This window comes from Billgrantia montanilacus (assembly GCF_003336675.1).
Classification (GTDB): Bacteria; Pseudomonadota; Gammaproteobacteria; order Pseudomonadales; family Halomonadaceae; genus Halomonas; species Halomonas montanilacus.
The window spans coordinates 56,404-68,365 of record NZ_QPII01000006.1 but is presented as its reverse complement, the minus strand read 5'-3'; the positions used below and the strand labels follow the sequence as shown (position 1 = coordinate 68,365).

General features: G+C 60.6%; 14 protein-coding genes. 4 read left to right on the top strand and 10 right to left on the bottom strand.

Annotation, left to right across the window (positions count from 1 at the left end; all coding sequences use genetic code 11):
* Nucleotides 1-151: 151 nt before the first annotated feature.
* The 9 genes from DU505_RS10175 to pilB all read right to left on the bottom strand — a co-directional run bounded on the left by DU505_RS10175 (nt 152) and on the right by pilB (nt 7,014).
* Entirely contained in the window at nt 152-1,027 is an 876-nt protein-coding gene (locus DU505_RS10175; protein WP_181872792.1) for a DNA replication terminus site-binding protein, read from the bottom strand.
* Entirely contained in the window at nt 1,024-1,251 is a 228-nt protein-coding gene (yacG, locus tag DU505_RS10170) for a DNA gyrase inhibitor YacG (RefSeq protein WP_066447298.1), read from the bottom strand. The genes DU505_RS10175 and yacG overlap by 4 nt, the downstream gene beginning before the upstream one ends.
* Before the next feature lie 85 nt (nt 1,252-1,336).
* Entirely contained in the window at nt 1,337-1,621 is a 285-nt protein-coding gene (locus DU505_RS10165; protein ID WP_114478880.1) for a type II toxin-antitoxin system RelE family toxin, read from the bottom strand.
* The gene (locus DU505_RS10160) at nt 1,611-1,859 is read right to left on the bottom strand and encodes a type II toxin-antitoxin system Phd/YefM family antitoxin (protein ID WP_114478879.1); all 249 of its coding nucleotides are present in this window, start codon (nt 1,857-1,859) and stop codon (nt 1,611-1,613) included. Before DU505_RS10160 ends, DU505_RS10165 begins: the two co-directional genes overlap by 11 nt.
* A 77-nt stretch (nt 1,860-1,936) precedes the next feature.
* On the bottom strand, nt 1,937-2,548 hold the full coding sequence (gene coaE, locus DU505_RS10155; RefSeq protein ID WP_114478878.1) for a dephospho-CoA kinase: 612 nt from the start codon (nt 2,546-2,548) through the stop codon (nt 1,937-1,939).
* Nucleotides 2,549-2,576: 28 nt separating this feature from the next.
* On the bottom strand, nt 2,577-3,428 hold the full coding sequence (locus tag DU505_RS10150; RefSeq protein ID WP_114478877.1) for a prepilin peptidase: 852 nt from the start codon (nt 3,426-3,428) through the stop codon (nt 2,577-2,579).
* Between the two features lie 9 nt (nt 3,429-3,437).
* Complete coding sequence (locus tag DU505_RS10145) at nt 3,438-3,629, bottom strand: DUF2283 domain-containing protein (RefSeq protein WP_083517494.1); 192 nt, start codon at nt 3,627-3,629, stop codon at nt 3,438-3,440.
* Nucleotides 3,630-3,893: 264 nt separating this feature from the next.
* Entirely contained in the window at nt 3,894-5,126 is a 1,233-nt protein-coding gene (locus tag DU505_RS10135) for a type II secretion system F family protein (RefSeq protein WP_114478875.1), read from the bottom strand.
* Nucleotides 5,127-5,232: 106 nt separating this feature from the next.
* Nucleotides 5,233-7,014, bottom strand: a complete 1,782-nt coding sequence (gene pilB / locus DU505_RS10130) for a type IV-A pilus assembly ATPase PilB (protein ID WP_114478874.1) — start codon at nt 7,012-7,014, stop codon at nt 5,233-5,235.
* Nucleotides 7,015-7,454: 440 nt separating this feature from the next.
* Here pilB and DU505_RS22970 point away from each other — a divergent pair, with 440 nt between their 5' ends.
* The 4 genes from DU505_RS22970 (at nt 7,455) to DU505_RS10110 (ending at nt 10,729) form a co-directional block, all read left to right on the top strand.
* The gene (locus DU505_RS22970; protein ID WP_340148267.1) at nt 7,455-7,862 is read left to right on the top strand and encodes a pilin; all 408 of its coding nucleotides are present in this window, start codon (nt 7,455-7,457) and stop codon (nt 7,860-7,862) included.
* A 260-nt stretch (nt 7,863-8,122) separates the two neighbouring features.
* A complete protein-coding gene (locus DU505_RS10120; protein ID WP_114478873.1) occupies nt 8,123-9,370 on the top strand; it encodes a pilus assembly PilX family protein in 1,248 nt (415 codons plus the stop codon).
* Nucleotides 9,371-9,450: 80 nt separating this feature from the next.
* Nucleotides 9,451-10,101 (top strand): anti-virulence regulator CigR family protein, encoded by a 651-nt coding sequence (locus tag DU505_RS10115; RefSeq protein ID WP_114478872.1) that lies wholly within the window; start codon nt 9,451-9,453, stop codon nt 10,099-10,101.
* Nucleotides 10,102-10,348: 247 nt separating this feature from the next.
* On the top strand, nt 10,349-10,729 hold the full coding sequence (locus DU505_RS10110; RefSeq protein ID WP_114478871.1) for a histone-like nucleoid-structuring protein, MvaT/MvaU family: 381 nt from the start codon (nt 10,349-10,351) through the stop codon (nt 10,727-10,729).
* Between the two features lie 146 nt (nt 10,730-10,875).
* Here the strand turns inward: DU505_RS10110 and DU505_RS10105 are convergent, their stop codons facing one another.
* Nucleotides 10,876-11,700: a helix-turn-helix domain-containing protein gene (locus tag DU505_RS10105; RefSeq protein WP_114478870.1), complete on the bottom strand. Its 825-nt coding sequence runs from the start codon at nt 11,698-11,700 to the stop codon at nt 10,876-10,878.
* Nucleotides 11,701-11,962: the final 262 nt, after the last annotated feature.

Sequence of the window (11,962 nt, the reverse complement as noted above, 5' to 3'; positions counted from 1 at the left end):
CGCTGTTGGAGCGCTGGTTCCCAACGCGACTGGCGCCGCCAGGCGCCTTGGCGGAGGCTGCCGAGGTCGGCAGTGGTCGCCACATCGGCAACACCGCAGTCGCGAGCTAAAGCTGCTCCTACAATGAAAAATTTTATACGGCAGCGCGTCTTCACGCACTCCGGTAGCGAAAGACTCTCAGGCTGGGGAGGAAGGGGGTGTCTTCCAGGCGTTCGTCGCTGCGCCGGGCGCGGGTGCGGGTTTCGGGCGGGTTGGCGGGGGGCAGGTTGTGATCGGGCAGGCGGCCGCGGGGTGAGGGCAGGAAGAGCGGCAGGGCGACGTTCATGGCGCGGCGGGTGCGGCCGTCGTCGAGGGGTTCGCAGTAGAAGAGGTTGGCGCGCATCAGCGGTGCCTGGCTCTGCACCTGGGCGAGGGGTTCGTCCGAGGGCAGGCCGGCGAGCTTGCGCAGCTGGATGCGCACGTGGGGCGCGTCAGTATCCAGCGTCATCAGCTTCTTCTCGACATCGCCCACGCTGAGCCGCTTGATCGAGCGGCCGCTGGAATACCAGGCCAGGCGTACCCGTGCCACCGGCGCTTCGGCCACGGGAATGGCTCGCCAGCACTGCTTGAGGTGCAGCCGGGCAAGGCCGCTGCCGCGCAGGTGGTCGTGCAGCTCGGGGTGGCGAAACGGCAGGACCGCCTTGGCTTCGAGCAGCAGAGGCGGGTGGTTGTCGCGTATATGGGCCAGCTGTCTGGCGAATTCGGCCTTGGCGCCATTCACCGCGGCGACCTTCTCCAGCAGGATGTCATCGGCGGCGACCAGCCCCACATGGCTGCGGGTGGCGCGGCCGTCCTGGCCGTCCTGATACCAGAAGTCGAGCAGGGCACGGCGTAGCCATGCCTCGCTGGCATCGGCCTGGAAGGCCCAGGCTTCGGCGGGCGAGCGGCTATAGGCCGACAGCAGCGCCTCGCTGCACTCGATCAGCGCATCGAAGGCCGCTTCCAGCTCGGCCAGCAGGCGATAGGAGGGCGCCGGGGCCGCGCTCACCGATCGTCGCCTCGCTCGGCACGGGCCAGCCACTCTTCGATATTGTGCTCGTCCATCGCTGGCTCACCGGCAATACGGTGCGATTCATCGGCCCAGGCACCCAGGTCGAGCATCTTGCACCGCTCGCTACAGAAGGGCCGGTAGGGGTTCTGTTCGCTCCATTCCACCTTGGTCTTGCACTGGGGACAGGCGACTTTCAGGGGGCGTTGGTTCGATTGGCTCATGAATCCGTTAGGCGTTGGTGGGTATAGGGACATTCTAGCGTCAATGACGGTGGCTGTGTGCCCAGGCGTTACCTGAAAAGCCAGGTCAAGTGCGCCTGCTGGCTTTGACGTACACGGCATTGCGATCCCGCTTACCCACCGCAATGACAAGTACCACGAGTTCTTGTTCGCGGACTTCGTACACCAGGCGAAAGCCAGCACTCCGCAGCTTGATCTTGTAGCGGTTCCTGCTGCCCGCAAGGCGCGAGGCAGGGATGACCGGGCTATCCAGGATGGCGATGAGCTTCTTCTTGAATTGGACCCGGACACTATCATCCAGCTTGCGCCATTCCTTCAGCGCTTCTTCACGAAAGCGCAGCTCATAGCTCATCCAGGGTCACCGTGACCTCCGCTTGGGAGCTGCGTTCGTCGGCAATGCGGTTCAACTCGGCATCCTCCAGTTTTTCCAGCAACTCTTCGTATGCGGCAGCCGGGATGCAGTAGAAGGCCGGTTGATTATGATTCAAGACAGCCACAGGAAACCCCTCGCCCGCAGCGACCGTGGCCATGGGATTCTTCTTCAACTCTGAAATGCTGGCCGTGGTATCGGCAAGTATCATGTGGGGCATGGTGTTCTCCAGACTCATTCATAGATCGAATTATAGTCTTTTATTGGGTCTCGTAAAGATCTCGCACGGGATGCTTTTCAGCCTGCTAGCGCCCGATACTTCCGATCCAGCTCGGCAACCTGGGCCTTCAGCCGGGCTTCACCGCCGCTGTTGTCGATCACGTCGTCGGCCCGGGCCAGGCGTTCGGCGCGGGGCATCTGTGCGGCCACGATGGCACGGGCCTGGTCCTCATCGACATCGTCACGGGCGGCGGTGCGGGCGATCTGCAGGCTTTCCGGCACGTCGATCACCAGGCAGCGGTCGGCCATCTCGCTCTGGCCCGACTCGAATAGCAGCGGCGAGACCAGCAGCACATAGGGTGCGCCTTCGGCCTGTCGCCGTTCCAGCTGGGCGACGAGGCGCTGCCGAATGCGGGGGTGCGTCACCGACTCCAGCCACTTCCGCTCCGCCGGGTAGCTGAAGACGATCTCGCGCAGCGCCCGGCGGTCAAGGCTGCCATCTTCCTGAAGCACCTGCGCGCCCACCTCTCGGGAATAGCGCTCGGCGATCTCGGCAAGGGCCGGCTCGCCGGGCTCGACCACTTCGCGGGCCACATCGTCGGCATCCACCCAGGGCACGCCGAGCGCCGCGAAGGCCCGTGCCACGGTGGACTTGCCCGAAGCGATGCCGCCGGTCACGCCAATGATCACATTCACACTCCGCGGTGCTTGGAACGGGTTAGAGCATTATATCGAGATAGAGCGCCATCAGCGGTTCGCCTACCAGCAGCGCGATCCAGCCGGCCATGGCCAGGAAGGGGCCGAAGGGCATCGGCGCGCCGCGCAGGCGGGGAATGGCCAACTGAGCGAGCACCCCAACCACGGCACCGACGCCGGCGGAAAGGATCAGCACCATCGGCAGGTACTGCCAACCGAGCCAGGCACCCAGCGCCGCCAGCAGCTTGAAGTCGCCGAAGCCCATGCCCTCCTTGCCGGTAACCAGCTTGAACAGCCAGTAGAAGCTCCACAGCGACAGATACCCCGCCATGGCGCCGATCACCGCATCGGAAAGCAGCAGCGGCTGGAACAGCAGTTGGTAGAGCAGCCCCGCCCACAGCAGCGGCAGGGTGACGATGTCCGGCAGCAGCTGAGTGCGCAGGTCGATCACCGCCAGTGCCAGCAGGGCAAGGCAGGCGCTGAAGATGAAAAGCCCCTGCCAGGTGGGGCCGTGCAGCGCCAGCACGGCCAGCGCCAGGGCGCCGCCGGCCAGCTCGACCAATGGGTACTGCGGGCTGATGCGTCCTTCGCAGTTGGCGCAGCGGCCGCGGCGCTTCAGCCAGCCGATCACCGGCAGGTTGTCGTGCCAGGCGATGGGCGTTTCGCAGCTGGGGCAGATCGAGCGCGGCACCATCAGGTTGAAGCGCGGCTGGGACTCGTCCGGCAGCTCCAGCGCCTCGCGGGCCTCGGCCCGCCAGCCCAGCATCAGCATCACCGGCAGGCGCACGATCACCACGTTGAGGAAACTGCCCAGGCACAGGCCCAGGAAAACGACTAAAGGCCAGAGTATGGCGGGGGGAAGGTCTGTCAAAATAATTCCTTATCAAGCGGCCTCACTTTTCAGCAAGGGCCAGGCGCCTTGCTTGGAGGCATCGAGAATTACCACTTCCACTATACTGCCATCATCGGCATAGCTAACGTGCGTATGCCAGTCCTGTGACACTTCCTTTACGATGGGCTTCTCTGATAGATGCAGTACAAGGATGTCATCAGCTTCGTCGTAAGTGGTTCTCACTGTTACTCCTCCCAGCTGAAGTGGTGCATGATCGTCTTTACGACGAGTCTATCTTCGAGCACCACAGCCGCACAAATCATGTTGTCTTGCCTATCGGCGACGCTCATGGCAATCCAGAGCCGCATGGAATCCTTATATCGAGTATCTCCGATATCCAGCAACTCGAGTAGTAAGGCTTCAGTATGTTGCGCTCAGCCATACGCTCGCGAGCATGGCGCGTAACATGCACATAGCGTGCAAACCGTTGGCAATACAGTGCTTCGCTCACAACACCGTGCCGAGCTCAAATATGGGCAGATACATGGAAATGACCAGGCCGCCGACCAGTACCCCGAGCACCACGATGATCAGCGGCTCCAGCAGCGAGGTAAGGGCGTCGACCTTGTTGTCGACCTCTTCCTCGTAGTAGTCGGCCACGCGGTTGAGCATGGCGTCCAGCGAGCCGGACTCCTCGCCGATGCCCACCATCTGCACCGCCAGGGGAGGGAACTGTTCGGTCAGGCGCATGGCGAAGTGTAGCTGCTGGCCGGTGGCGACATCCTCGCGGATCTGCCGGGTGGCGCGTTCATAGACCAGGTTGCCCGCCGCACCGGCGGCGATGTCCAGTGCCTCGACCATGGGCACGCCGGCCCCGTAGGTGGTGGCCAGGGTGCGTGAATAGCGTGCCACCGAGGACTTGTCGAGAATGTCCCCGATCACCGGGATCTTCAGCGAGAACTTGTGCATGCGATAGGCGAAGGCCTCGGAGCGCTTCATGCCCTGTCGCATCAGGTAGACGAAGGCCACCACGATGCCGATGCCCCACAGCCAGTATTGCTGAGCGAATTCCGACAGCGAGATGGTCATACGGGTCATGGCCGGCAGCTCGGCGCCGAAGCCGTGGAACAGGCTCTCGAACTGGGGCACCACCTTGATCAGCAGCAGCGCCGTAACGCCGATGCCCACGGCGATGACCGCAATGGGATACCACAGCGCCTTCTTGACGCGGCCCTTGAGCGACTCGATCTTCTCCTTGTAGGCGGCGATCCGTTCGAGCATGCGGTCCAGCGAACCGGAGCTCTCGCCGGCCTCCACCAGGTTGCAGAAGAGGCTATCGAACTGGTCGGGGTGCTGGCGCAGCGCCTGGGAGAAGCTAGACCCGGCTGCCACCTCGTTCATCATCTGCTGAACCACCGCGCTCATGGCCGGCTTGCGGATACTCTCGGCCACCACCTGGAACGCCTGTAACACTGGCACCCCGGCGCGAATCATGGTCGCCATCTGGCGGGCGAAGAGCATGATGTCCCGCGGCTTGATGGTGCCCATGCCGCCGCCAAGCCCGCCCTTGCGGCGCACATTCTTGACGATGATGTTCTGGTTGGCCAGCTCCCGCTGCACATCGCCCTTGTGCGCAGCTACCACCTCGCCGCGCACCAGGCGCCCGCCCGGGCCCTTGCCCGACCAGTTCCAGCGGTAGAGCTTCAGCTTCCGGGGGGCTTTCGCCGTTCTGGTTGCCATGTCGTTCCCTGCTGCGTATAGAAAAACGTGGTTATAGGTTCTTATTGTATTCCGCCATCAACCGTCATATCGGCCAGTTTGTCAGTTGTTTTAGTGTGAACCCTGATTAATCTTTCGTTACTCGATTGACCTCGGTCAAGCTTGTGATTCCTTGCATCACCTTCAGCAAGCCGCTTCGACGCAGGTCCGGATGGCCTTCCTGGCGGGCCAGTTGATCGAAGTCCATGGCGTTGCCCTGGCGCATGATCAGCTGGCTCATCTCAGTGCTCACCGGCACCACTTCGTAGATGCCCACTCGCCCCTTGTAGCCGTGGGTGCAGTGCATACAGCCCACTGCCTCGTAGACGGTAGCGGTGCCCACCTCCAGCTCGGTGAAGCCCTCGCGCAGCAGCGCCTCGCGGGGGATCTCCGCTGTCTGCTTGCACTGCTTGCACAACCGGCGCGCCAGGCGCTGGGCGATGATCAGGCTGACGGAGCTGGCGATATTGAAGGGCGGCACGCCCATGTTGGCCAGGCGGGTCAGCGTTTCCGCCGCCGAATTGGTGTGCACCGTGGAGAGCACCAGGTGCCCGGTCTGGGACGCCTTTACCGCGATCTCGGCGGTCTCTAGGTCGCGGATCTCACCAACCATCACCACATCCGGGTCCTGGCGCAGGAAGGCGCGCAGGGCACTGGCGAAGTCCAGCCCGATCTTGGGCAGCACGTTGACCTGATTGACCCCCGGCACCTTGATCTCTACCGGGTCCTCCGCGGTACAGATATTGCGCTGCACCTCGTTGAGGATGTTCAGGCCGGTATAGAGGGTCACCGTCTTGCCGCTGCCGGTGGGGCCGGTGACCAGGATCATGCCCTGGGGATGGTCGAGTACCGTTTCGTAGAGCCCGCGCTGTTCCGGCGTAAACCCCAGCGCGTCGATGCCGATCTGCGCCGAGGCGGGGTCGAGGATACGCAGCACAATCTTCTCGCCGTAGACGGTGGGCAGCGAGTTGACGCGAAAGTCGATGGAGCGGGTCTTGGAGACCTTGAGCTTGATGGCGCCATCCTGGGGCAGGCGGCGCTCGGAGATATCCAGCCTCGCCATTACCTTCAGGCGCGCGGCAATGCGCGCCCGCATGGAGAAGGGTGGCCGTGCCGCTTCCAGCAGCATGCCGTCGATGCGCATGCGCACCCGGTAGCTTGTTTCGTAGGGCTCGAAGTGAATGTCCGAGGCGCCGCGGCGGATGGCGTCGAGCAGGATCTTGTTGACGAACTTGACGATGGGTGCGTCGTCGGCGCCGCTATGGGCGGCGTCCTGGTTAGACTCTTCGCTGAGGTCCACGCCCTGATCGAACTCCAGCTCGCTGACCGCGTCGTCGACCCCGGCCAGGTCGTCCATCATGCTCGACTCGTTCTGGGCCAGGTAGGCCTCCAGCACCGGCAGCAGCTGGTCGACCGGGCAGAGCACCGCCTCGATGCTAAGCCCCGTGGCGAACTGCAGTTCATCGAGCTTGGCCAGGGTCGAGGGGAAGGGCACCGCCACCGTGAGGCGGTGGGAGCGGAGCATCAGCGGCACCACGCAAAGCTTGCGCAGTAGCTTCTCGGGATACTCGTTGGCCGGCGGCAGGCTGGAAAGGCGCAGGGCGTCCAGGTCGACGATGGGCAGACCATACTCCCAGGCGGCGCACAGGGTGCCATCGCGGGCGGTGACCATGCCGGCATCGATCACATGCTGAAGCAGCGTGACCTCGGTATCGCGCGCCTCCTGCTCCGCGCGTTCTGCCGCCGGGCGCGACAGCAGGCCGTACTCCACCAGGCGCCGGGACAGCCCACGCAGGCCCTCGGCGGCCTGCGTCATGGTGACGGTGTCGTCGGCGGTAACGGCTTCCGAAAAGGGGCGGTTACTGTTCATGGCGCCTCTGTCGTTGGCCCGCATGGCGGGTAGCGTATGGGAAATGGAATACCAACATACTAGACCTTTGCCTGGGGCCGGCACAGCGATGTTCTCACGCGCACTCAACCCTGGCATTAATCTTCTGATACATTATCATGAGCGCGGTTTCTAAGGCAGGAGTACGTAGAGCTTGCACGATGCCGAAGTGTAATTTAGTGTAAGTGGTAGGAAGGTGGATTAAGGGACAGGCCATCGTTGCATGACCAGCAGCATGAGACGGGCGTTGGCCCCGGCTGCAGCACGGGCGTCGCCGCATCTGGACGGCACCGTCGCAGAATGGCAGAAAGGATGGCGCAGCAAGAACGTAAGCGGAAGCCACAGGCTTCCATCGGCAGCTCCCAAGGGCCGAACCAGTGAACCAAGGCCACGACCGGGCAACAGAGCAGGGGATTAGGGCGATGAACATGATGAAAGAAATGCAGAACCAGCGGGCAGCCAGGAAGGGCCAGGGCGGCTTCACCCTGATCGAGCTGCTGATCGTGGTAGCGATCATCGGTATTCTGGCGGCGATTGCGATACCGCAGTATCAAGATTATACACAAAGAGCCGCTGAACGAGCCTGTACATCTGACTTGAGAGCATATGCTACAGCAGTCGGTGCAAATCGAAGTGACCGAACAATTTATGCAGATGAGGGAGACCCCGCACCAGGTGACATTGGAATTACCGTCGGAAATGCCGATTCAGCTTGCGCTACAATGCCCGTACCTGCAGCTGATGCTGAAGTTGTCTCTGCGACACCCACCCCTCCCGGTGATACCGTCGATGACATAAGCGTGCCAGCTGCGCCTGTTATTCCTGATTAAATTTTCCTGAAGTGTGACGCCCTGTTATATGTATTCGCTAGCGGCCGACATTTGTCGGCCGCTTTGCTTTATTCATTAGTAGGAAGCACAGCGGCTGACTGGCGGCATGGTTTGGCTGATATTGTTCTCTCAGCTTCTAGGATGCTTGATGGTTTACTAACTACAAATTTTCTTGCTAAAGCCTACGCATGGACCTTTCAAGACGTCTGGTGTAATGTTTTGTGTGTTAACGTAACCATTGCGTCGCGGCGGAGGTAGAGATGACGGGCACGAAACAGCAGGGCGCGGCCTTGATCATGGTGCTGGTCCTCATGACCTCCTCGCTTATGCTGGGCCTATCGGCCATGCAGGGAAGCTTGATCAATGAAAGACTGGCGGGTAACTACCGCGCTACCGCCCAGGCGCAGATGGCTGCCGAGTCGGCCGCGGTGGAGCTGAGCAACTATTTGCTTCAGCTGCAAACGACCCCCAGCAACGTGACATCCGTTCTAGCCACTCTTCCTTTCCATGATGGTTTGCTCGCCTCGCAGAGTGACTGGGCGCCGTGTCGTGGAGAATTGCGTTGGGAGGCCGATGCCGTGAGCCCACTGAACCTGACCTCTGGACGGGCCAGGTTATTGCCATGTCGCGATGAGGATAATGGCGATGCGCCTCGCGTTCTTATCGAAGGGCAGGCAGGTCATGTGGACACACCGGCTGTTTACACCGCCTTGATGGCGCTCGATCCTCTCTTTTCACCCAGCGGACTGGCTGCAACAAATTTTATTGGTGGCATTGCCGCTGATGCGGATATTCAGTGGCCCTCTTCTCGGCAGTCCCGGATCGGTGCGACGGATGAGCATGGCAACAGTGATCCGAATTGGCCTGCTGTATACTTCGATCACTTGCAGGGGGAAGACTTCGCAGGCATTGAGACGCTCTCCAAGGCCGAGTTGATCGCTTCCATGAGTGATATCGAGAAAGTTCTCGACGGCGACCCGCAGGATGTCATCGTTCAGGCATCACCGAGTCCGGGCGATCTGGATACGATGATTGATTTCCTGAAAAATGTATACGAAACCTGTTCCGCTCCAGTCGACGAAAACGACAACAAGAAAAAGAACAAGAAGGGTGGCGAGGCAATATGTGAACATATCATGGTGGTAGCGCCGGGCGAAAGCGACAAGCTGAAGGGGAACACGACGTTCGAAGGTCTTTACATCACGCTGGGTGGCGAGCTGGATGTGCGCGGCAACGCCGATATACGTGGTAGTGCGATCGTTGCCAATATCACCATTGAGGACGATGGCAGTTGGACCAGCAACCCAAACGAAACAATCAAGCTAGCGGGTGGCGGCAACAAAGGCACGGTATGGTTTGACGCCTGGCATGTAAACAAGGCCATTGAAGAGTTGCAGCAGAAAGCGCCCGAGCTGTTCGCGGAATTGGACATGGAGACGTTCTGGGGCGCCGGTGGTTCTACTACCAGTGGGTTCCTGCGTGATGGCTGGATGCAAGAGTTCTGGTGAACCCTTGAACGGCAACTTCCATCTTCCCTGCGCATTCACCGCCTAGACTGTCGATAGGTACCCTCTTGGAGGTCGACAGTATGAATCACAGGAACCGATCCACCCTGCTTGTTGCAGCTGCATTGGGTCTATCGCTGGCTTCTGCCCAGGTGCAGGCTCAGCCGGTGGAGCCCGGTGGGCAAGGACAGGGCCAGGGACAGGGGCAGAGTAAAGGTCAGGGACAAGGCAACAGCCAGCGCGGTCAGGGCCAGGAGCGTCGCCCGGAATTTCGCGAGAGCCGAGCCCAGGCCGGTGAGCGCCGTCAGCAAGCCGCCGAGGAGGGCGAACGGCGCGAATGGCGCCAAGATGGCGATTCGCGTCGTGAAGGCCGCGGCGACTGGGAGCGCGAGCGCCGCTCCGGCAGCGATGGTTATCGTGATCGGCGTTCAGGTAGCGATGGTTATCGTGAAGGACCAAGAATCGATGAGCGGGAGTTGCGGCGTTTCTTTGGCGAGAGGCGAGAGTGGATTGACGTCGATCGCTCACGCGATAGCCTGCCGCCGGGCATTCGCATGAACCTGGAGCGCGGCAAGCCGTTGCCGCCGGGGATTGCCAAACAGTTCGATGGTCGGCTGGCCCAAGATCTTCCCCGTTACGAAGGTTATGAGTGGCGTCGCGTCGGGCCTGACGTGGTACTGGTGGATATGGTCAACGATGTCGTTTACGAGGTGCTGCGAGATATTCTTTACTGATCGCCAGGCGATGGACTCATGGCGAAGACGTCGTGACACCGTAGATCAGAGCGCCGCCGTAGGGCGGCGTTCTCGTTTCCGCACTAAGCGCACCCGAACGATGGCGCTCGAATATTTGCCTATTGCCACCTATTTGGCCAAACTGATATAACCTATAAAAACAGGCTTGCATATTGTCATGGGGCGCTGCTTGATGTATTTATAGTCGCCGCATCCTGTAAATTTTCCCAACCTAAGGAATACACCTATGTCTCTTCTCAGTGAGTTCATGCAGAAAGAGCAACAGCTCAAGCAGCTCCAGGCTGAAATGGATCGGCTGCAGAACGATGACCGCCTGAAGGCCGAGCTCGCTTTCAAGGACAAGCTTGAAGCCCTGATGCGCGAATTCAACAAGAGTTCTGCCGATGTCATCAGCCTGTTGGACCCGCAGGGTAACAAGCCCGCTACCGCCAAGGCATCCTCGGCAGCCAGTGGTGGTCGTCGCAAGCGCAAGCTGAAGATCTACAAGAACCCGAATACCGGTGAGGTCGTGGAAACCCGCGGCGGTAACCAGAAGACGCTGAAGGCGTGGAAGGACGAGCACGGTTCCGACAAGGTCGAGAGTTGGCTGGTGCGCGTCGAGGAGTGATCGCTTCCTCTTGGCTGTACTTATAGCCGCTGAATTGCTGTTAACAGCCGGGCCCATTGGGCCCGGCTGTTTTTCAGGCCAAGTGCTCTAGCCGTATCCATGGTAATCTATCCAGAATCAGTATCTAGCCCTGTTCACTGGTCGTTTCAATGGCGAGTGACAAGCACCGGCAGTAGCACCTCCACCCCCTGTTGCAGCAGTTTAACCTGCGCGGGTTCGCCGCTGGCATAGCAGTGCTTTTTTGCCAAGCCCTCCCTTATCAAGTACTGCAAGGCAGCGGGGATCTCTTCCGGCTCCTTGACCGTAAGGCAGGCGTGGCGCTGTTCGGGCAATTCCAGCACGCGAAAGGAGGCCGGAATGGCTAAACCGGCAGCGGCCTGTTCATCGATCAGCGGCCCAATGTCGATACGGTCCAGTTCGCAGGGTAGCGGTGTGCTGTGGAGTACGGCAACGGCGGGGGCTTGTCTGATTCGTTCGGGCAGGGTATCGACTCCATTTACAAGTTGGGCCCACTTGTGGAGATTGACAAGGCTGGCAGCATCACTCTTTCGATAGAGCCGGGTGACCAGCGCGTTTCGTGGTGGTAGGTTGCGGATCTCGTAGTCCGGTGGAGCGCTGGTGAGGCTTTGGCACATGGGCGAGCGTAACTTCAAGTGTTGCGCCTGCCGGTACTGTCGTGGCGTCTGGTTGTAGCGCCTCTGGAAGGCGCGACTGAAAGCCGAATGATTTTGATAACCGCTCCTGATGGCGATGGTATGAATTCGATAGGGTGTCAGTGCGAGTAGGCGCGCGGCCTTTTCCAGTCTCAAGATGTCGCGATACGCGCTTGGCGAGAAACCGAAGCACTGCTTGAACCTGCGGCGTACCTGAGAGGTCGAATAGCCGAGTCGATTAGCGAGATCATCGATCCCCAGCTGGCTAGTCAGGTGCTCCTGCAGCCAGATTTCCGCTCGCATCATCTCGTTGAACATTATCTGGTCCCTTGCGTTCGAGCCTGCAGCAATACTTGACTGCTGCTTCCTTTTTATGTTGGCGCTGTCTTGTGGCGCCGCTGGGTGGTCACCTAGACACTCCAACCCGAAGTATTTATTGGTTTTATTCACTCCTTTATGCGGTGTAGCGGGAGTCGAAGGCAAGTTTGGTGACGTGAGTTGACCGTTTGTGCATACTTTGTAGCGTAGAAGTGAATCTGGCTTAGCGAAAAATGCAAATGGTTATCACTGGCAGGAGGGC

Coding starts and splice junctions, on each gene's coding strand:
- DU505_RS10165 (WP_114478880.1), bottom strand. CDS start 1,621: ATGAGCTATGAGCTGCGCTTTCGTGAAGAAGCGCTGAAGGAATGGCGC.
- DU505_RS10120 (WP_114478873.1), top strand. CDS start 8,123: ATGACGGGCACGAAACAGCAGGGCGCGGCCTTGATCATGGTGCTGGTC.
- pilB (WP_114478874.1), bottom strand. CDS start 7,014: ATGAACAGTAACCGCCCCTTTTCGGAAGCCGTTACCGCCGACGACACC.
- DU505_RS10135 (WP_114478875.1), bottom strand. CDS start 5,126: ATGGCAACCAGAACGGCGAAAGCCCCCCGGAAGCTGAAGCTCTACCGC.
- yacG (WP_066447298.1), bottom strand. CDS start 1,251: ATGAGCCAATCGAACCAACGCCCCCTGAAAGTCGCCTGTCCCCAGTGC.
- DU505_RS10160 (WP_114478879.1), bottom strand. CDS start 1,859: ATGCCCCACATGATACTTGCCGATACCACGGCCAGCATTTCAGAGTTG.
- DU505_RS10110 (WP_114478871.1), top strand. CDS start 10,349: ATGTCTCTTCTCAGTGAGTTCATGCAGAAAGAGCAACAGCTCAAGCAG.
- DU505_RS22970 (WP_340148267.1), top strand. CDS start 7,455: ATGAACATGATGAAAGAAATGCAGAACCAGCGGGCAGCCAGGAAGGGC.
- DU505_RS10115 (WP_114478872.1), top strand. CDS start 9,451: ATGAATCACAGGAACCGATCCACCCTGCTTGTTGCAGCTGCATTGGGT.
- DU505_RS10105 (WP_114478870.1), bottom strand. CDS start 11,700: ATGTTCAACGAGATGATGCGAGCGGAAATCTGGCTGCAGGAGCACCTG.